Source organism: Actinomycetota bacterium, assembly GCA_018333515.1.
Lineage (GTDB): Bacteria > Actinomycetota > Aquicultoria > Aquicultorales > Aquicultoraceae > Aquicultor.
Window position 1 is genome coordinate 1 of record JAGXSZ010000040.1, and the last position, 20,475, is coordinate 20,475.

General features: G+C 54.2%; 20 protein-coding genes. 19 read left to right on the forward strand and 1 reads right to left on the reverse strand.

Annotated features, from left to right (window positions below):
- From KGZ93_10995 to speB, 12 genes are all read left to right on the forward strand, one after another.
- Positions 1-149 (forward strand): YggT family protein (locus tag KGZ93_10995; protein ID MBS3910126.1); only part of this gene is annotated, 149 nt, incomplete at its 5' end.
- 18 nt (positions 150-167) lie between these two features.
- Positions 168-950, forward strand: a complete 783-nt coding sequence (locus KGZ93_11000; GenBank protein MBS3910127.1) for a DivIVA domain-containing protein — start codon at positions 168-170, stop codon at positions 948-950.
- 12 nt (positions 951-962) lie between these two features.
- Positions 963-1,259 (forward strand): YggU family protein, encoded by a 297-nt coding sequence (locus tag KGZ93_11005; protein ID MBS3910128.1) that lies wholly within the window; start codon positions 963-965, stop codon positions 1,257-1,259.
- 36 nt (positions 1,260-1,295) lie between these two features.
- On the forward strand, positions 1,296-1,634 hold the full coding sequence (locus KGZ93_11010; protein ID MBS3910129.1) for a hypothetical protein: 339 nt from the start codon (positions 1,296-1,298) through the stop codon (positions 1,632-1,634).
- Between the two features lie 167 nt (positions 1,635-1,801).
- On the forward strand, positions 1,802-4,612 hold the full coding sequence (ileS, locus tag KGZ93_11015) for an isoleucine--tRNA ligase (protein ID MBS3910130.1): 2,811 nt from the start codon (positions 1,802-1,804) through the stop codon (positions 4,610-4,612).
- A 94-nt stretch (positions 4,613-4,706) separates the two neighbouring features.
- On the forward strand, positions 4,707-5,075 hold the full coding sequence (locus tag KGZ93_11020; GenBank protein ID MBS3910131.1) for a TraR/DksA C4-type zinc finger protein: 369 nt from the start codon (positions 4,707-4,709) through the stop codon (positions 5,073-5,075).
- Positions 5,036-5,578, forward strand: a complete 543-nt coding sequence (gene lspA, locus KGZ93_11025; protein ID MBS3910132.1) for a signal peptidase II — start codon at positions 5,036-5,038, stop codon at positions 5,576-5,578. Before KGZ93_11020 ends, lspA begins: the two co-directional genes overlap by 40 nt.
- 118 nt (positions 5,579-5,696) lie before the next feature.
- Positions 5,697-6,476, forward strand: coding sequence for a prolipoprotein diacylglyceryl transferase (gene lgt, locus KGZ93_11030; protein MBS3910133.1), 780 nt, complete (start codon positions 5,697-5,699; stop codon positions 6,474-6,476).
- A 4-nt stretch (positions 6,477-6,480) separates the two neighbouring features.
- Positions 6,481-7,452 carry an RluA family pseudouridine synthase gene (locus tag KGZ93_11035; protein ID MBS3910134.1) on the forward strand — a complete coding sequence of 324 codons (972 nt, stop codon included), beginning with the start codon at positions 6,481-6,483 and terminating at the stop codon, positions 7,450-7,452.
- Positions 7,453-7,681: 229 nt separating this feature from the next.
- A complete protein-coding gene (locus KGZ93_11040; protein ID MBS3910135.1) occupies positions 7,682-7,987 on the forward strand; it encodes a hypothetical protein in 306 nt (101 codons plus the stop codon).
- Between the two features lie 71 nt (positions 7,988-8,058).
- The gene (speD, locus tag KGZ93_11045; protein ID MBS3910136.1) at positions 8,059-8,409 is read left to right on the forward strand and encodes an adenosylmethionine decarboxylase; all 351 of its coding nucleotides are present in this window, start codon (positions 8,059-8,061) and stop codon (positions 8,407-8,409) included.
- Positions 8,410-8,588: 179 nt separating this feature from the next.
- On the forward strand, positions 8,589-9,467 hold the full coding sequence (gene speB / locus KGZ93_11050) for an agmatinase (GenBank protein MBS3910137.1): 879 nt from the start codon (positions 8,589-8,591) through the stop codon (positions 9,465-9,467).
- A gap of 52 nt (positions 9,468-9,519) precedes the next feature.
- Here speB and KGZ93_11055 read toward each other — a convergent pair whose 3' ends face one another.
- Complete coding sequence (locus tag KGZ93_11055) at positions 9,520-10,764, reverse strand: PD-(D/E)XK nuclease family protein (GenBank protein ID MBS3910138.1); 1,245 nt, start codon at positions 10,762-10,764, stop codon at positions 9,520-9,522.
- Between the two features lie 312 nt (positions 10,765-11,076).
- Here KGZ93_11055 and KGZ93_11060 point away from each other — a divergent pair, with 312 nt between their 5' ends.
- The 7 genes from KGZ93_11060 (at position 11,077) to KGZ93_11090 (ending at position 20,452) form a co-directional block, all read left to right on the forward strand.
- Positions 11,077-11,979: a hypothetical protein gene (locus KGZ93_11060; protein ID MBS3910139.1), complete on the forward strand. Its 903-nt coding sequence runs from the start codon at positions 11,077-11,079 to the stop codon at positions 11,977-11,979.
- Positions 11,980-12,216: 237 nt separating this feature from the next.
- Positions 12,217-12,765 carry a bifunctional pyr operon transcriptional regulator/uracil phosphoribosyltransferase PyrR gene (gene pyrR / locus KGZ93_11065; protein ID MBS3910140.1) on the forward strand — a complete coding sequence of 183 codons (549 nt, stop codon included), beginning with the start codon at positions 12,217-12,219 and terminating at the stop codon, positions 12,763-12,765.
- A gap of 14 nt (positions 12,766-12,779) precedes the next feature.
- On the forward strand, positions 12,780-13,772 hold the full coding sequence (locus tag KGZ93_11070; GenBank protein ID MBS3910141.1) for an aspartate carbamoyltransferase catalytic subunit: 993 nt from the start codon (positions 12,780-12,782) through the stop codon (positions 13,770-13,772).
- Complete coding sequence (locus tag KGZ93_11075) at positions 13,765-15,066, forward strand: dihydroorotase (protein MBS3910142.1); 1,302 nt, start codon at positions 13,765-13,767, stop codon at positions 15,064-15,066. The genes KGZ93_11070 and KGZ93_11075 overlap by 8 nt, the downstream gene beginning before the upstream one ends.
- 54 nt (positions 15,067-15,120) lie before the next feature.
- Positions 15,121-16,284: a glutamine-hydrolyzing carbamoyl-phosphate synthase small subunit gene (gene carA, locus KGZ93_11080; protein ID MBS3910143.1), complete on the forward strand. Its 1,164-nt coding sequence runs from the start codon at positions 15,121-15,123 to the stop codon at positions 16,282-16,284.
- Positions 16,285-16,357: 73 nt separating this feature from the next.
- Entirely contained in the window at positions 16,358-19,576 is a 3,219-nt protein-coding gene (gene carB, locus KGZ93_11085) for a carbamoyl-phosphate synthase large subunit (protein ID MBS3910144.1), read from the forward strand.
- Between the two features lie 27 nt (positions 19,577-19,603).
- Positions 19,604-20,452, forward strand: a complete 849-nt coding sequence (locus tag KGZ93_11090) for a dihydroorotate dehydrogenase electron transfer subunit (GenBank protein MBS3910145.1) — start codon at positions 19,604-19,606, stop codon at positions 20,450-20,452.
- Positions 20,453-20,475 lie beyond the last annotated feature (23 nt).

Sequence of the window (20,475 nt, forward strand, 5' to 3'; positions counted from 1 at the left end):
CCGAGCCGATTTTACGGCTCGTAAGAAATATAATCCCGCCGGTCATGATTGGAGGTGTCGGACTCGATTTAGCGCCCATAATCGCAATAATACTCCTGCAAGTCGTTCAAGCTGTTGTAGTATCCGTACTGAGACTCGTCATTCCTTAATCAAAGGAGGATTCGCAGATGAAATTGACACCATTAGACATTCATCACAAGGAATTTCACAGGGCAATACGCGGCTATAATGAAGAACAGGTAGACAAGTTTTTAGATGAAGTCGCGGAAGAGTTCGAAAGAGTGTTCAAGGAAAGTATCGAGCTAAAAGAGCAGTTAGAGAAGGTAAAACAGGATCTGGATAACTATCAGGGTATGGAGAAGACCCTCCAAAACACTCTGGTGACGGCGCAAAAATCAGCCGAGGACGTCACTGTTCACGCTAAGAAAGAGGCGGAACTAGTTCTGCGGGATTCAGAGCTAAAAGCCAAAGAGGTCATTCAAGAAGCCTACGATATGAAGCGCAAATATGAGGCTACTTTGAATCATTTGAAGCAAGCCGAGGAAGATTTTCGTAATAAATTCAAATCGATGCTCGAATCATATATGAGAATCGCCGACAGTACCGCCGCGCTGGCTGAAATCGGCACGGATATACCCGGTCTCAACGAGAGGTCGCGGGCATTTGAGGAAAGGCCGAGTTTCGTCGAGATGGAGAAACACGGCTTAGCCGAAGTGGAAAAACCCAGAATCACCCTTGCGAAAATCGAAGAAGAACGGAACGATATCATAGTCGAAGAGAGCGCCGATGATTTTTTACCGGGTAGTTTCATCGCCGAGACATTTGTACCGGACGATTTCATGGCTACCTACGGTGACGTGAGAGACGCTTCAAAAAAAGAGATGCCGAATAAGAAGAACGACGATGATTTCGAAGACTTTGGCAAGCCGAGAGATTCTATGGCGTTCTAGGCTGATAATCGTATGTATTTAAGCACGCACGGTGACGGCATTATTCTCAACATATGGCTGCAACCGCGAGCGGCAAGGACGAAAATCGTCGGTATATATGGAGATAACATTAAGATCTCAGTAAAGGCGCCCCCGCTGGAGGGGCGCGCTAATGACGAATGCATCGAGTTTTTATCGGCGCTACTGGGTTTCCCGAAGAAGCTTTTTACGGTAAAATCAGGGGAGAAAAGTCGGCGCAAGAGAATCTATATTAAGGATGCGACTCCTGGGATGGTCGAGGCTGCTTTGGAGAGAGCGGTTAGTTCTTAGCGAAAAACGAATGGAGTCCATTGGTGGCAACAAGTAATGAATATCACAATTGATGAAAATCTGAAATTGTTTGTAGGCAGGTATGTCGATTCACTTGCCTCTTGGGCCATCATTGTCTTCTATCATCAGAATCCCGGCGTAAGAGATAGGATAACCGATTTGGCAACGCACTTAGGGCGGCGCGAATCGGACATAGAAATCGCGGTGACGGAGCTTACGGAAAAAGGTTTCTTGCTCAAAGAGGACGAAGGCGTCGAAGCGGTCTACATATACGACCCGGAATCGATATTGCATCAGCAGGTAGAAGAGTTTGTAAACGCGCTCGATGTTAGAGACGTGCGTCTGTGGGTACTCTCGGCAGTACTGGACAAATAGACATAATCGAAGAAAATCACCTCCGAGCTCGCGAGTCCTCCTCGTCCTTGTTGAGCGAGTGAGGGCTTTTTTATATACGAGGGCGCTGACGAATGATAACTGACGACCATGTCTAAGCGTCAGACCGCCGGCAGTTGGGAACTATTACACAGAGGTGATAAGGCGTAATGAACGAGCAGGCGAAACAGGACTATAAGACAACGTTGAATTTGCCGCGAACGGAATTTCCAATGAAGGCCGATTTACCTCAACGCGAGCCCGAAATGCTCAAGTTCTGGGCGGATATCGATTTGTATAAGGCGATTCGTTCAGTTTCGAAAGGCAAGCCGAAATTCATACTCCACGACGGCCCGCCGTACGCCAACGGCGACATCCATGCCGGAACGGCGATGAACAAAATTCTCAAGGACATAATAGTCAAATATAAGACGATGGCGGGTTTCGACAGCCCTTATGTCCCAGGTTGGGACTGCCACGGGCAGCCGATCGAACATAATGTCGAAAAACAACTCGGCGAGCGAGCGAAAACGATTTCGCAGGTCGAATTCCGCAAGCTCTGCCGGGATTATGCTATGAGGTACGTCGATATCCAGCGCGAACAATTCATGCGGCTCGGTGTGAGCGGCGACTGGTTCGACCCCTATCTCACACTGAAGCACGAATACGAAGCGACCAATGTAAAGACCTTTGGTGAACTCTACAAGCGCGGCCTCGTCTACAAGCGCCGCAAGCCTATCCACTGGTGCGTCAAGGACCAGACGGCGCTTGCGGAGGCGGAGATAGAGTACAGAGACGAGGTCTCGCCATCTATCTATGTGAAATTCCCCCTAAAGAGTGAGTTCGAGCCGGTCAAGACTTTTAAAGAGCCGAAGTTTATCGTCATCTGGACCACGACGCCCTGGACCCTTCCGGCTAATGTCGCGGTCGCCGTCCACCCGGAAGCCGACTACGTCGCTATAAGGGCGGCGGGAGAAATCCTAATATTCGCGGCGGCGAGGCTCGAAGTCGTGGCGACGGAGACGGGAATCGCCGATTATGAGGTTGTCGCCAAATTTAAAGGCGCCGACATGGAGTTTCTCAAGTGTGAGCACCCGCTCTTTTCCGAGAAGGAATCGGTCGTCGTCCTCGCCGAGTATGTCGGCTTGGATACCGGCACCGGCGCGGTCCATACCGCACCCGGTCACGGCCAGGAGGATTACCTGACCGGGCTGAAATACGATTTGCCGGCGCCGATGCCGGTCGACGCCGCCGGCCACTTTACCAAAGAGGCGGGTCGGTTTGCCGGCATGTATATCATAAAAGCCAACAAAGCGATTATCGAGTATTTGAAAGAGAAAAATCTGTTGCCGTACGATACCGAGATCACCCACTCGTATCCCTGCTGCTGGCGGTGTAAGAACCCCGTCGTTTTTCGCGCTACCGAGCAGTGGTTTATTTCGATGGACATCGACGACTTGAGAAAAGAAGCGCTCAAATCAATCGGCGAGGTTCGCTGGATACCGGAATGGAGCATTCGCCGCATAAACAGTATGGTGGAGGGGCGTCCGGACTGGTGTATCTCGAGGCAGCGTTCCTGGGGCGTTCCGATACCGGTGTTTTACTGCGGCGATTGCCGGGAAGACGTGGTCACAGAGGAGACGATTAAGTCGGTATTCGATCTTTTCATGAAAGATGGGGCCGACGCGTGGTTCGACAAGAGCGCGGAAGAGATTCTGCCGCAAGGTTATGCCTGCCCGAAGTGCTCGGGTAAGAAATTGGTCAAAGAGACCGATATCCTCGATGTCTGGTTCGAGTCGGGCGTCAGCCATGAGGGCGTTTTAAAGACCCGCGAAGAACTCAAATGGCCCGCGGATATATATGTAGAGGGGAGCGACCAGCACAGGGGCTGGTTCCAGTCGTCATTGATGACCTCGGTCGGTGTCTACCATCGCGCGCCTTACGATGCGGTCTTGACGCACGGCTTTGTCGTCGATAAAGACGGCAGAAAGATGTCGAAGTCTTTGGGAAACGTCGTTAACCCGCTCGATGTTATAGGGAAATCCGGCGCGGATATTCTGCGCCTATGGGTCGCTTCGAGCGATTATACGGTCGACGTCGCCATATCGCCGGATATCTTGAAACATGTCGGCGACGCGTACCGCAGGATAAGAAATACTTTCAGGTTTATGATAGGAAATCTCTTTGATTATAATCCGCGGACGGACGCGGTCGCATATGAAGAGCTGGAGGAGTTGGATAAATGGGCGCTCCACCAGATGACGCAGCTACTAAAGACGGTGACGGCTTCTTATGAGAGCTATCGGTTCCACGGCATGTATCATGCGGTATATAATTTTTTCACGAACGAGTTGAGCTCGCTCTACCTCGATATTCTTAAAGACAGGTTGTACGCGTCGGCGGCGGGCTCCAGAGAGCGCCGCGCGGCACAGACGGTTCTTTTTGAGATGTTGCGGGTGTATACGGGAATGCTCGCTCCGGTACTCGCATTCACTTGCGAAGAGGTTTGGTCGTACTTACCGGAAGCGGTTCGCAAGACCGGAAGTGTCCACTTAAGCGGATGGCCCGCGCTCAACGACGACTATCTAGACGCCGAACTTGTGGCTCGTTGGGACAAGATACTTAAGATTCGCGCCGAGGCATCCAAAGCTCTCGAGGAGGCGCGCAATGCAAAACTAATCGGCAACTCCCTAGAGGCCGGAGTGGAGCTGTATGTCGACGGCGCGACCAAGGAGCTGTTGGGGCAGTACGAGTCTCAACTCGCGCAGCTGTTCATAGTATCGAGCGTCGAGGTCGATAGATTTGAAGCGGCGCCCTCGGAGGTCTTTAAGAGCGACGCAATCGAGGCTTTGGCTATCAGGGTTCAGCCGGCGAAGGGCTCGAAATGTGAGCGTTGCTGGCGATACGAGGATACCGTCGGCGAGAATGACGAGCACAGAGGGCTTTGCGCTCGATGCGCCGGGGTCCTAACAGGAGCCTAGCCGATCTCGATACTTCTTAAGCGGCAAAGGGTACAATTTATGTAAAAGCAACTATTTGTCGCCGCTAAGGAGTATGATTAAGGGAGGAAGTCCCATGGAAGACCGAGAGTTGGCCGGATTCAAGGAGCGGCTTCTGAAGGAAAGAGACCGGCTGGTCGACGAAATCGCGTATGTGGAAAGCACCATGGAGCAGACGCAAAGCGAGTGGAGCGGTGAGAACGAATTCGAAAGTCACATGGCCGATTCGGCGACATCGACATTTGCCAGGGAAAGCGATTTATCGCTCTCTATTAACTCACGAGATATGCTTTCCAGGGTCGATGGGGCTTTATCGCGAATCGAGGACGGCTCCTTCGGGATTTGCTTGGTTTGTGGACGGCCTATCGAAATGGAGAGGCTTGAGGCCTTACCATACGCGGATTTATGCATGGAAGACAAGATAAAGGAAGAGAAGAGCGGGTAAAAGAGCTTGTTGCAAAGAATATTCACGCTTGCTGGGGTAGTGGCTTGTTTTATATAGTCGCAATGTCGATAGTCGTAATCGATCAAATTACAAAAGCTATCGTTCGTAGTGCCGTGCCAATCGGCGAATCGCTACCTTTGATTCCCGGTTTCGTCTACTTGACGCATATCGCAAACTCAGGGGCGGCGTTCGGGATTCTCCAAAACCACCGGGTGCTCTTTTTTGTCGCGGCCGCGGTGGTAATCAGTCTTATAATTTATTTCAAGCGAACGCTCGCTAAAAACAATCGCGCCATCAATCTCTTTCTTGGGCTGGTCATGGGCGGCGCTATCGGTAATCTAATCGACAGAATAGCCGTCGGCGCAGTCACGGACTTTGTCGATTTTCGTTTTTGGCCGGTTTTTAACGTCGCGGATTCCGCGATTGTCGTAGGCGCCGTCTTTCTGGGGGTTATCGTTTTGGGTCTGGCCAAAGAAGAGCGAGCCGACACGAGCCGACCCTAGCCTTGAGCGCCCAATCGTAGTAGGATGATAATTAAGAATATATGCGGTTCAGAAGCCGGCGTGATTTAGCGTCAAAGAACGCGAAGCAGGCGCTGACCGTCAAAGGATGATCACTCAGTTGTTACCGGTACTCTTTCAGATAGGCCCTATTACGGTCTACACTTATGGCGTCGCAATCGCGCTCGCTTTCTTAATAAGTCTCTTCATCATCATACGCGAATCCAAACGCAAGGGTTTCAATCCCGACTTCGCTTTCGACATCGTCTTATTTGCGATGGTCGGCGGAATCGGCGGCGCCAGGTTGGTCTATATTATCGACAACTGGCATGATTTTGGGGCAAACCCGGCTCAAATATTTGCCATTTGGCAGGGAGGCCTTGTCTTTTACGGAGGGCTTATCGGAGGAACCTTAGCCGTTCTCGGCTTGGTCCAGTTGAAAAAGATGCCCGTTGGGAAAGTCGCCGATATCGTAGCGCCATGTCTTGCCATTGGGTCGGCGGTCGGGCGTTTGGGATGTTTTGCGAATGGCTGTTGCTATGGACAGGCGACAAACTTTCCGTGGGCGGTTACCTTTAGTAACCCGTTATCGGCCGCGCAGCCGCTCGGCGTACCGCTTCATCCGACGCAGCTCTACGAGTTCGGCTATAACATTTTGATTCTGGGGGTTTTGTGGTTTAGCCGCAAAAAAGTAAAGAGCGACGGTTTGCTGTTTTGGCTCTACATAACACTTTACGGATTGTTCCGTTTCATCGTCGAATTCTTCAGGGCCAACCCCGATGTCATCCTCGGCTTAAGTGCCTCACAGCTCTTTAGCGCGTTCATGTTGGCGGCAGGGCTTACGGTGATATTCCTCTACTATCTCAGGCCGGCGAATCTCGCGGCCAGGCGGGAAGGCTAGCGCGATGTTTATCGAAGAGAGCGGAGTTATTGAGTTCTCCATGGTAGTCGGGAGCGAGGATGCCGGTGTGAGAATCGACGCGTATCTCACGAAACACAAAGATATTCCCTCGCGGAGTTTTGCCCAGAATCTTATCGAAAATGACCGGGTGCGAGTCGATGGCGAAGAGGTGGGCAAGGACTACCGGTTAAGGGCGACACAAACCGTTGACGTGGAGATTCCGCCCCCTACACCTTCCGAGGTCATACCCGAAGCGATACCTCTGTCTATAAAATTTGAAGACGGTGATTTGATAATCCTGTCGAAATCAGCCGGGATGGTCGTTCACCCGGCGCATGGTCATGCCGGTGGGACGCTGGTTAATGCGCTGCTCGCGCACGCCACCGGCCTGTCGGGAATAGGCGGAGTGGTAAGGCCCGGAATCGTACACCGCCTGGACAAAGAGACCTCCGGCCTCATGATAGTCGCCAAAAACGATATTTCTCACCAGGCGTTAAGTAATGAGCTTAAAAGACGCAAAATAAAACGCACCTATCTGACTTTGGTTCACGGCGTCTTCAAAGAGACCGAGGGCACTGTCGACGCGCCGATAGGACGGAGCCCGAAGTTCAGGCAAAAGATGTCCGTAGCCGGTGTGGCGAGCCGCGACGCCGTCAGTCACTATAGGGTCTTAGAGTCTTTCGGTAATGACTACAGCTTGGTCGAAGTAGAACTCGAGACCGGTCGCACGCATCAAATCCGCGTCCATATGAAGCACATCAACCACCCGGTAGTCGGCGACCCGCTCTACGGGTCGGGTCGCGCAAAAAGGGATTTGGGGCTTATGAGGCAGTTTCTCCATGCGTACAAGCTCGAACTGGCGCACCCCAGGACGGAGGAGCCTCTATATTTCGAGGATGCTATCCCGCCCGAGCTACAGCTCATCCTAGACAACCTGCGCCGCGCCTATTTTAATTTTAAGCAGACGACGTGCTAGTCTAGCCACGCCTGGTTCTTCCGTCTCATAACCAGCCTAAAATCAGATTGTCGACTTGGTCGCCGAAATCACAAAAAAATTATTGAGTATTGGGCATTTTAGCGTTATTATAATCTGGTTGACTTTCAATAGTTAAGATGATCTATCGTAGCTTATGGGGAGGTCTGTTGGAAAAACCGGCTCTGTTTAAAATCCTATCCAGCCTTTGGATTGGCATAAAGCGAACAGTATGGACCAGCCAGACCGTGTAATAGAGAGGCTTTCGCTAAAAGCCGTAATCTCGTTCAATCAATGGAAGTTCTCGATGTTGCGAGGAGATGAGATGAGAGCGGAGCATACCGGCATGGCTGGTGTTGTCGTTTCCGGAAATAACAACGAAGTGCGGCGCAGTGTTTATTCCAATCCGAAATGGGGTGGTCTAAGCGGTTGCTTGTATTATAAGGCGCGGAATGGCTGTGACGCGGTCGAATACGCGTATTATGCAGCCGCATATAGACTTCGCATCGGATTGCAACGTAGTTTGACCACGTGTTAGCAGTCCAATAAGGATTTCTGGGTATTTGGAAACTTTAGTTGGGTTGAAATAGACCAAGAGAGGATTGAGAAATGAACAAAGGTAACCATTTGATTGTGGACATCCACAACCAGGCGTTTGACGTTTTGGTTGACGACAAGAAACTTCTGGAGACAATCGTTAACGCGGCGAATGAGGTCGGCGCAAATATTATTAATCAGTCGAGGTATCATTTTGGCCATAATTCTTCGCCCGGATGCACCGCGTTTGTGATGCTCGATGAGAGCCATGTCTCGGTTCACACTTATGCCGATGACGGCAAGATGGCCCTCGATGTGTTTACATGCGGAGCTACCAGCTGCGAGAGGATTCTCCGGTCGATATGCAGGCAGCTCAATATAGAAGAAAAGGACGTCGTGGCGAGGCACGTTCCACGCTTCTAATAAGTCCAACCCGAGACAAGGGGACTCTATGTTACTCGAATAATCTCTCCGCCTTTGTGGGGCGGGGAGACTTTTTATTGGTGCGCATGGCGTTAGGGGTAGAAGGGCTTGCGAACAGAGGTATAATGGTTATAAGGTTTAGTGGCTGGGCGGATTGAGCCGGCGGCGCGGAGGTGCGGATGTATACATTGATACCCTTTAATTTCTTAGGAATTTCCGAGCGCGGCTCCTTTGAGGAGTCCAAGGTCGTCGTTCTACCGTTTCCTTACGATTCGACGACCTCTTTCAGGGGCGGCACCCGCGAGGCTCCGCTGGCGATAATCAATGCTTCTCGTCAAGTGGAACTCTACGACGACGAGCTTGAGACCGAGATTTGCGACAAAATCGGAATCCATACCTTCGGTGAAATTATGCCGAATATGGCGGGTCCCAAGTATCAGACCGAGGTCGTCAAGAGCGTATTCGGCGACGTGCTTGGCGCGGGTAAATTTCCGGTCATGGTCGGCGGTGAGCACTCGCTCTCGCTCGGAGCCGTACAAGCCGTCAAAGATTATCACCCGGATGTCAGTGTGCTCCAGCTCGACGCCCACGCCGATTTGCGCGAGGAATACGAGGGGACGCATTATTCGCATGCTTGCGTTATGAGGCGCATCCACGACGAGGGGATAAAAATCGCCCAGGTCGGGGTGAGAAACACCAGCAAAGAAGAGGCCAAGTTCATAAAGAGCAATGATATTTTCTCGGTGACCGCGAGACAGCACCGTCTCGGCTATTATTCCATCGAGGACATCGTCGGCGCGTTAACCGATACGGTATACATAACCATCGATATGGATGTCTTCGACCCGTCCGAGGTCCCGGCGGTCGGCACGCCCGAGCCCGGCGGCTTGCGTTGGTATGAGGTCTTGGACATACTCCGCGAAGTAACTCTCCATAAGAAGGTCGTCGGTTTCGATGTCGTCGAACTCTGCCCGATGCCCGGCAACCCGGCCCCCGATTTCCTGGCCGCAAAACTCATCTATAAACTTATCGGGTATTGCTTTAGGGGTGTGCTGTAAAAGGGATTAACAATCTAAGGCTAAAGGTGACATCGAGTGATTGGCTGTTGCCTTATTCCGCGGCCAACTCATCCTTTCTATATAGAACATAGCTTACCTCTTCGACCTCTTTGGCGGCGCCGATTAGTTTGCGTAGCTCATCCTGGGAGGCGGGGTCGTCGAGTAGCTCTTTTAGGAGGCGGCTGTTGACGTCGATGACGTTATCCCAGAGACCGCGCGGCTCGAGAAGCGCGCGTAGTTTATCGACGTTGTAGTGGACGGTGCGCCGAGCGCGGCGGCCGAGGCCGCCGCGCTCTCCCTTTATCGACGTCACGCCGTTCGTTTCGCAGTAATTATGAATGACCTGTTGCAGCTCGGCGAGTCTCGCGCGACCGGTGTCGATCTGCTCGACCAGCTCGAAATAGTCGTCGACGACCTTTTCGATCTCCGTCGCGCCCTTCTTGAGCGCTTCCGTCGCGCTCACACTTTTCGATGCCTCCCGCTCAGGTGTTTTGGTGGTAGCGGTCACAGCGGTTTTGTTCCCCGAAATCTTGCCGTTCTTGGCCGCTTTTGCCAGGATGACGGGGTCGTTAGCGTGGAGCGGGCAAATCTCGATGAAATCGCACCATGCGCAGAGCGGGTTTTTGAATGGCGCGAATTTTTCGTCACGGATGTTTTCGGCAACCGTGTGTATCGTAGCCTGGGCTTTTGTAATATCGGTCTTCGTCTTTCTCGTGCTGACCTTTTCGTTCGGCACTAAAAAATAGAGGGTGAGTTTCTTGGGGGCCACCCCGTAGAGCGCCTCTGCCGCCATGTGATAGATGGGGAGCTGCAGGTCGGAATGGAGCTTCGTCTTCGGCGGCAGCTTGGCGTTTGTCTTGTAATCGATTATCTCGATGTCGCCATTGGAGAGGCGGTCGACGCGGTCGATGACGCCGCTAAGCTTGACACCGTCGAAGTCGAGATAAAATCGCTCTTCAATCGCGAGCGGCACCGCAAAAGAGGGGAGGTTGTCGCTGTAAAATCGCGAGAGAATCATCCGGCCTTTGTCTTTGTATTCCTGCTCCAGAGCCGCACTTTCGTACCCCTCCGTCAGCCACACCCGGTCGAGTTTACCGAGCAATTCTTCGAGGCTGTAGGGCTCGGGCTTATCTTTATCTACCCGGTAAAAAAACTCGAGCGCCGAGTGAATGCTGTTGCCGAAACTCAAGTAGTGCGAGGGTTTGGTCGGGAGCCTATCGACGTATAGATATTTATAGGAGAGCGGGCATTTCTGATATGTTGAAATCGCTGAATAACTTAGTTTTTTGAGTTTCACACCCGCTCCCGTGCCGCTGCTATTGGCGCCTTTTCCTGATTAAGTGTACCGAAGGGTACGGAGAGGGTCAAGAAGCAGGGGACGTTGTTACGGCTACTACGGCTACTACGGTTGCGCGAGCGTCTCGGTTGCGCAACCGGGCGCGGCATGGAGAAACGCCGGAGCGTCTCTCATAGGTGCGCAGTCGAGCGTCCCGCGCAGGCACGCGGTATAGAACACCCTTAGCGAAGAGTCGGCTAAGCCTGCGACGCGTCCCGCGCGGGCACGCGGCATAGAGACAAGGGTCGATGAACCTGATACCCTTAGATTATCATGGAAAAATATATTTCAAAGATCATAATCATGGCCTCGATTATCTGCGCGCTATCGATCGGTGTGGCGGTCGCGATCGAAGCCGAGCCCGATTGGAAGACACACGAGACCGAGCACTTCACTATTTACGCCTCCGAGAGGGCGGACGTCGAGGAAATCGGCCGCATCGCCGAGGCCGCATATAACGGCATGTCGGTCAGGTACAGAGATTCGAACCGGCAAAAGATTAATCTCTATATATTTACGAGCCGCTCAGCGTTTCTAAAAGGTAGCCCATCGACCGAGGCGGCGGGCTATGCGTCACCCGCCCGCAGCCTTATAGCGATTCTTCAGGGGGCGGGGAACTCGACCATAACGCTAACCCATGAGATAAACCACATCGTCTTCATGCGAAATGTCGCCAGGATAGAGACGGTGCCGCAGTGGTTCATCGAGGGGTTGGCCCTCTACGAGTCTCAACCCGGAGCTGAAGCCGCGGAGCTGGAGAAATACGCGCTCGCCCGTGATATCCCCGACTTTATAGAGCGGGGGGCGGGCGTAGACGACGGCCCGGCGACCAGGCGCGAGTATGCCGACGGCTATCTAAAGGTAAATTTCATGGTCGACAAATTCGGCAGAGATAAGCTCTACGAAGCGGTAGGCAGGCTTCAGACGGGCGCGAGCTTCAACGACGCGCTGCTCGAATCGCTCGGCGTAAGCGAGGATGGGCTCAACGCCGCCTGGACCGATTACGCCCGGGGGCAACGCGTAAGCATCTGGGTAATGCAGCTCCGCGATATCGGCTGGTACGTTATGGCGGCGCTCCTCGTAATCGTAATCTTCGTCTTCCCGATACAGCGATATCGCCGCCTGCGCGCCATGGACGACGACGATGATGAGGGTGAGGATTATGTCGTTGGATAGGACGCAAACTTCAATTCAAATAAAGATCTTTCGTGTCGATTAAAAAAACCGGTTGCACAGCGTCTGACTTTTTGCTATCATGGTTAAGGCCTTTAAATCTAGTCCTGTGAGGCTGGCAAGGATGGTAATAGAATACAAGTCTGTTTCGGTCGACTAAACCCGAGTTTGCCTACCTTCCTGCAGCCACGCAGTGAGGGTATTTTTATGTCGGGACTTATGTCTAAACGGGAGCGATAGATGGCATTTAAGGCAAAAGCATTGGTGTTGGATAGCGACGGTATGTGCCGCGCCATCACCCGAATAGCCCATGAGATTTTGGAGCACAACCGCGGCGCGGAGAACCTGGCATTGGTGGGGATCCGCAATCGTGGTATTTTTTTTGCCCGCCGGCTCGCGGATAAAATCAGGGAGATAGAAAACGTCGAGTTGCCGGTCGGCGAACTAGACGTCACCTTCTACCGTGACGACGTCGCGGTCTATTCGAGCCCGGAGACCTACAAGACCGAAATTCCGTTTGACGTAAACGGCATGGCCATCGTCCTCGTCGACGACGTGCTCTTTACCGGGCGAACAACGCGCGCCTCGATGGACGCGCTAATGGATTACGGACGGCCCGCATCGATACAGCTCGCGGTGATGATAGACCGCGGCCATCGCGAATTGCCGATCCGCGCCGATTACGTGGGAAAGAACCTGCCGACCGCCCTCAAGGAGAGGGTGCATGTCAATGTGGTCGAAGTCGACGACGTTGACTCGGTAATCATCGGAGAAGAAGAAGAGAAATAAGGCGGGAGCGACGTATGGAGCCGGCACCCAGGTACGAAGAGAGCGAAGCGCGCTACGAAGACCGGGAGAAAAAGAAGCGGGGCTTAGGCCGGAAGGATTTGGTCGGCATCGACCAATTGTCGAGCGACGACATCATCCTCATCCTCGACATGGCCGAGTCGTTTAAGAAGATTTCAGAGCGGCCCATCAAGAAGGTTCCCACACTCAGGGGCCGCACGGTGATCACGCTCTTTCTCGAGCCCAGCACCCGCACGCGGACATCGTTCGAGCTGGCCGCAAAGCGCTTAAGCGCGGATACGGTCAATATCTCGAAGAGCACGAGCGCGGTGGTAAAAGGCGAAAGCCTCAAAGACACGGCGCTGACGCTCGAAGCGATGGCGGCGGATATCGTCATCATCAGGCATCCGGCGTCGGGTTCGGCGGCTCTGTTGGCGAAGTATATGGGATGCGGCGTCATCAATGCGGGCGACGGCCGGCACGAGCACCCGACCCAGGCGCTTCTCGACCTCTTTACTATAAGACAGGAGTTCGGGACGGTGCGCGGCCTCAAGGTCGCCATCGTCGGGGACATTCTCCACAGCAGGGTGGCGCGCTCCAATATCCTGGCGCTTAAGAAGATGGGCTCCGAGGTGATAGTGGTCGGCCCGCCGACGCTCATCCCGAAGGAAATAGAGTCGCTCGGGGTTCGATACTCATACGATATCGACTCGGTCCTACCCGAGATAGATGTCTTGTACGTTTTGAGGATTCAAATGGAGAGGCAGGGCGAGTCGCTCTTCCCGTCACTTCGCGAGTACGCGAAGCTCTACGGCATAAACAAGAAACGCTTGCGGATGACCAAACCCGACCTCGTTCTGATGCATCCGGGGCCGATAAACCGGGGCGTCGAAATCGCGCCCGAGGTCGCGGATGTGTCGCAGTCGCTCATTACCGAACAGGTCAAAAATGGGGTAGCGGTGCGCATGGCGGTTCTCTACATGTTGTTAGGCGGTGCTGAGGTTGAGTAATTATTTGATTGCCGGCGGGCGGGTCATCGACCCCGCGAATAATATAGATGAGATAGCGGACGTTTTGATTGAGCGCGGCAAGATAGCGGCGGTCGGAAGCGATTTGAGCGGCAGCGCGCCGGACGGTGTCGAGAGAATCGACGCTACGGGCAAGGTCGTGGCGCCGGGACTCGTCGATATCCACGTTCACCTGCGCGAGCCCGGTCGGGCCGACGAGGAGACGGTCGAAAGCGGCCTGCGGGCGGCGGTCCGCGGCGGCTTTACGAGCGTGGCTTGCATGCCCAACACCGACCCGGTCTGCGATTCGGCGGCGGTCGTCGAGTACGTATTGCAGCGGGTCGAGGAGGTCGGTTTCGGTAACGCGTTTCCAATCGCCGCCATCACGCAAGGCCTCAAAGGCGAGAAGCTCTCCGAGATGGGGGAGCTTGTGGGCGCCGGAGCGGTCGCGTTTTCGGACGACGGCAAATGTGTGACCAACGGCCAACTGATGAGGCGGGCACTCGAATATACGAAGACTTGGGATAAGGCGATAATATCCCACGCCGAGGACGGTTTTCTCGCCCACGGCGGGCAGATGCACGAGGGTTACTGGTCGACGGTTTTAGGCTTGAAGGGGATACCCGCCGCCGCCGAAGAGGTAGTCGTGGCGCGCGATATCATCCTCGCCGAGTTCACGGGGGGCAGGTTGCACATCGCGCATCTCAGCACCGCCGGGAGCCTTGAGCTGGTGAGGCTGGCGAAGGAGCGGGGGATACGGGTGACCTGCGAGGTCACGCCGCACCACCTGGTTCTCACCGACGAAAACGTGCGGGACTACGATACTAATTTTAAGGTCAACCCGCCGCTTCGCCCGCAAGAGCACCTCGAGGCGGTGCGCCAAGGCTTAAGAGACGGTGTTATCGACGCAATCGCCAGCGACCACGCGCCACACGCGCGCCACGAGAAGGAGATGGAGTTTGACTACGCGCCGTTCGGGCTCATCGGGCTCGAGACGACGCTCGCACTTATATTGACGGAGATTGTGGGGAAGGGCGTTATCAGCCTGCCGGAGGCCATAGCGCTTATGAGTATAAACCCGGCCCGCATTCTCGGTATCGACAGAGGAACGCTCTCTGTCGGAGCGTCCGCCGATGTAATTATATTAGACACTAACGCTCAGCATGAGGTAGATTCTTTAAGGTTCGAATCTAAGAGCAACAACACACCCTATGCAGGATGGTCGCTAAAAGGCGTGGTAGAAGATGTGTTTTGCGCGGGCAAAACGGTGATACGTAACAATGTATTTGTGGTTTAGGGTTGTTATTTGGCGGCAATTCAAAGTTTGCGACTGGAAAGATAAAGGAGTACGATGGGTATCTTAAAGAAGAAAAAGGCGATTTTAGCGCTCGAAGACGGCAGAGTCTTCCATGGCTACGGTTTCGGGGCGTCCGGCGAGAAGACCGGCGAGGTCGTCTTCAATACCAGCATGACGGGCTATCAGGAGATATTGACCGACCCCTCATACGCCGGGCAAATCGTCACCATGACCTATCCGCTTATCGGCAACTACGGTGTCAACGACGAGGACAACGAATCGCGCAGGCCGTTTGTCGAGGGATTTGTCGTGCGCGAAGCGTCGAGCATGTATAGCAATTGGCGGGCTGAGACCTCGCTCCGGGATTTTCTCACGGAGTACGGCGTCGTCGGGATAGAAGGAGTCGACACCAGGGCGCTGACGAAGCACATCAGGAGCGCAGGCGTCATGCGCGGGGTTATCTCGGTCGGTGATAAGAATGTCGCGGAGGTTGTAGAGAGGGCGAAAAACGCGCCTTCGATGGTCGGAGCCGACCTGGTAAAGGAGGTTACCGTCGATGAACCCTACTCCTGGGGCGATGGCGGCGGATTATATAAGATAGTCGCTTTCGACTATGGGATGAAGACCAATATACTTCGGCAGCTCGCCGAGGCGGGCTGCGATATACGCGTGGTGCCGGCAGGCACATCCGCCGGCGAGGTGCTGGCGATGAACCCGGACGGGATATTTTTGTCCAACGGCCCGGGAGACCCGGCGGCGGTGACCTATGCGATAGACGCGATTCGAGAACTTATCGGCAAAAAGCCGCTCTTCGGTATCTGCCTCGGCCACCAGTTGCTTGTCCTCGCTTTGGGCGGCAAGACCTACAAACTAAAGTTCGGCCATCGCGGCGGCAACCAACCGGTCAAGAACCTGCTCAATGGTCGTGTCGAGATAACGAGCCAGAATCACGGTTTCGCGGTCGACCCGGCGTCGCTCAGTATCGAGGAGAAAGCTTGGCGGGTAGGGCGGACGATACCCGAGGGCGGTTGGCCCGGTAAGAGCGATTTCGGGCCGGTCGAAGTAACCCATATCAACTTGAGCGACGGCACGGTCGAGGGCCTGCGCTGCCTCGATGTACCGGCTTACTCGGTCCAATATCACCCGGAGGCGGCTCCGGGGCCGCACGATGCCGAGTATCTGTTCGACCGGTTTATAGAGATGATGGCCGCGAAGTAGCCCGCGACATCTTTTATGCAAGGTCTTTTACTTAAGGGATAGTTGTGTCTAGAACGACCAGGAAGAAGAGGTTATGCCAAGAAGAGACGACATCAAGAAAATCTTAATAATCGGTTCGGGGCCGATAATTATCGGCCAGGCCTGCGAGTTCGATTACTCGGGAACCCAGGCCTGCAAGGTGCTGGAGGAAGACGGATATGAGGTGGTTTTGGTCAACAGCAACCCGGCCACCATCATGACCGACCCTGAATTCGCCACACGGACCTATATCGAGCCTATTACGCCCGAGATAGTCGAGCGCATTATCGCGAAGGAGAGGCCGCAGGCGCTTTTGCCGACACTCGGCGGGCAGACCGGCTTGAATGTCGCCGTCGCTCTGGCCGAAAGCGGAGTCCTCGAGAAGTATGACGTCGAGTTAATCGGCGCTAAATTGCCCGCTATTAGGATGGCGGAGGATAGGAGCGCGTTTAAGGCCGCGATGGTTAAGCTCGGCTTCGAGGTGCCCAAAAGCGGGTTCGCTTACAACCTCAACGACGCGCTCGAACTGGCCGAAGAACTCGGATTTCCGCTGGTCGTCAGGCCAAGCTTCACGCTGGGCGGCACCGGCGGCGGCATAGCATTCAACCAGGAAGAATATATTAATATCGTCTCTAACGGCCTCATGCTCAGCCCGGTCACCGAGCTGCTCATCGAAGAATCGGTCATAGGCTGGAAAGAATACGAACTCGAGGTCATGCGCGACCTCAACGATAACGTAGTCATAATCTGCACCATCGAAAACCTCGACCCGATGGGTGTCCATACCGGCGACAGCATTACGGTGGCGCCGGCGCAGACGCTCACCGATGTCGAGTATCAAAAACTGCGCGATGCTTCGATAGAGATCATTCGCGAGATAGGCGTGGAGACCGGCGGCTCCAACATCCAATTTGCCGTAGAGCCCGAGACCGGGCGTATCGTAATCGTCGAGATGAACCCGAGGGTCAGCCGCAGCTCGGCGCTGGCTTCGAAGGCGACCGGTTTTCCTATCGCCAAGATAGCGGCGGCGCTCGCCGTCGGGTACACGCTCGACGAGATAGCCAACGACATCACCAAGAAAACCCCGGCGTCGTTCGAGCCGACCATCGACTATGTGGTAACGAAGATACCGCGCTGGGCGTTTGAGAAGTTTCCCGAGACCGACCAGGCGCTGACGACGAAGATGAAATCGGTCGGCGAGGCTATGGCTATCGGGCGAACCTTCAAGGAGTCGCTGCAGAAAGCTATCCGTTCGCTCGAAATAGACCGCTACGGCCTGGGCGGCGACGGCAAAGACGAGATATCGCCGGATGATTTGAATACAAAGCTCGCCGTGCCCAATCAAGACCGCCTTTTCTATATAAAATACGCCCTGGAGACAGGGATGAGTATCGAAAAAATACACGACCTCACAAAGATCGACCCGTGGTTCATCGACCAGATTCGCCAGATAGCCGAGGCCGAGGACGAAATCGCCGGCTACAAACTCGAGGATATCCCCGACGAGCTGCTCTATGAGGCGAAGCGCTACGGCTTCTCCGACCGTCAGCTCGCATATCTTACCGGCTCCACCGAGTTAGAGGTGCGCGAGCATCGCAAAAAAGCCGGGGTTGTCGCGACCTTCAAGACCGTCGACACCTGCGGCGCCGAGTTCGAGGCTTACACGCCGTATTATTACTCTACTTATGAGACCGAGTGTGAGGTTCGCGAATCGGACAGACCTAAGATAATGATTTTGGGAAGCGGCCCCAACCGAATCGGGCAGGGCATCGAGTTCGACTACTGTTGCGTCCATGCCGCCTTCGCGCTCAAAGAAGAAGGTTTCGAGACCATCATGGTCAACTGTAACCCCGAGACCGTCTCCACCGACTACGATACGTCGGACCGGCTCTACTTCGAGCCGCTCACCTACGAGGATGTTATGAATATCGTGGAAAAAGAGAAACCGCAAGGTGTTATTGTCCAGTTCGGCGGGCAGACGCCCCTAAAGCTGGCGAAGGCGCTCGGAGCGGCGGGCGTCCCAATTATCGGGACATCGCCCGATAATATCGACCTCGCCGAGGACCGCAAGCGCTTCGACGTACTTTTACGAAGGCTCAATATCAACCAGCCGCCAAACGGGACGGCTACCTCTTACTTGGAAGCGCTCGACGTGGCGCGGCAAATCGGCTTTCCGGTGCTGGTGCGGCCGTCTTACGTGCTGGGCGGACGCGCGATGGAAATCGTCTACTCCGAGGATAGTCTCGAGGCATATGTCGCCAAAGCGGTCAAAGCCTCTCCCGACCACCCTATCTTGATCGATAAGTTCCTGGAGGGCGCCATCGAGGTCGACGTCGATGCCCTCTGCGACGGTGAAGAGGTCTTAGTCGGCGGCATCATGGAGCACATCGAGGAAGCGGGGGTACATTCAGGCGACAGTGCTTGCGTTATCCCGCCTTATACTCTGGGCGAGGAGATCATAGGCCAAATAAAGGAATACACCGTGCTGTTGGCGAAAGAACTACGGGTGCGGGGACTTCTCAATATACAGTATGCGGTACAGGGCGAGACCGTCTACGTCCTGGAGGTAAACCCGCGTGCTTCGCGAACAGTGCCCTTTGTCAGCAAATCTATCGGAGTGCCCCTGGCCAAGATCGCCGCGAAAGTCATGGCGGGCAAAACCCTGCGTGAGCTGGGCTATCTGGAGATTCCGCCAATAGGGCATGTTTCGATAAAAGAGGCGGTCTTACCGTTCGGGAGATTCCCTGAGGTCGACACGGTTCTCGGCCCGGAGATGAAGTCGACCGGCGAGGTAATGGGCATCGATAAATCATTCGGGATAGCGTTTGCCAAAGCGCAGCTGAGCGCCGGTTTGAGCCTGCCGAAGGCGGGAAGCGTCTTCATCAGCGTGCGAAACAGCGACAAGCGTTCGATTATATTTTTGGCTAAAAAGCTCCACGATATGGGCTTTAAGATATACGCGACCAAGGGGACCGCGACCATGTTGCGCCGAAACGGCATTAGCGCCGAGGCGGCGAAGAAAGTTCAAGAGGGACGGCCTAATGTCGTCGACCTTATCAAGAACCGCACGGTCGATTTGGTCATCAACACACCTTGGGGCAAGGGCACGCGCAAGGACGGATACGAGATAAGGACCAACGCGGCGGTATACGGGATTCCATCCATAACGACCCTGGCGGCGGCTTCGGCGGTCGTGCAAGGCATCGAGGCTCTCAACAGCGGTGAGCTGGACGTCAAGGCTATCCAGGACTACCATAAGGAGTTACTTCCTTAAATTATTATCGAGGTCAGAGAATAAAAAATGTTTCAAATCAAATCGGACATCATCGGAAAAGAAGAGGTAATGCCGGGTGTATTTAACCTTATAATCGTCTCGCCCGAGATTTCAAGGAATGCTCGGCCGGGACAGTTCGTGCACGTTCTTTGCCCGACCGACGATGGTTTTATGCTTCGCAGGCCTTTCAGTATCCATCGCGTAGTTCCGGGTCGCGCATTCGAAATCCTCTTCCGGGTCGTCGGCAGGGGAACCGAAGCGCTTTCAAGGGTCAAGATACACGACACGCTCGATATCATCGGCCCGCTAGGAAAAGGTTTCAAATATTCCGAGGATATTCGGTCCGCGTTGCTTATAGCCGGCGGCCTTGGCACCGCTCCGTTGCTCTTTCTGGCCGAAGAACTCGTTGAGAGGCAAGTGCTCTTCTATCCTATGCTCGGATATATGACCAAGACGCAAATGTTGCGCTATATTGATTTTAAACGGCTGGGCAAGAAGACCTATGCGGCCACGGAAGACGGGAGTTTCGGTCACAAGGGAACCGTCGTCGACCTGCTCAACCGCACGGTACACAATATTCGGCCTGAAATTATCTATGCGTGCGGACCTGTCGGTATGCTAAAAAAAATATCGGAGACCGCGGATGAATTCGGTATCGAGTGCCAGGTGTCGCTCGAGACGAAGATGGCATGTGGTATCGGCGTCTGCTTGGGGTGCGCTTGCGTCACCAAACAGGGATATAAGATGGCCTGCCAAGACGGCCCGGTTTTCAATGCCCGCGACATCCTTTGGGGCGCGGAAGACTATGAAAAAGGACTCGCTAACGGGTGCGGTTGCGATAACGCGGCGCTCTCGGAGACGGATTCAGCGGGTTAAAGCAGGCAATACAGGTCGAGTAA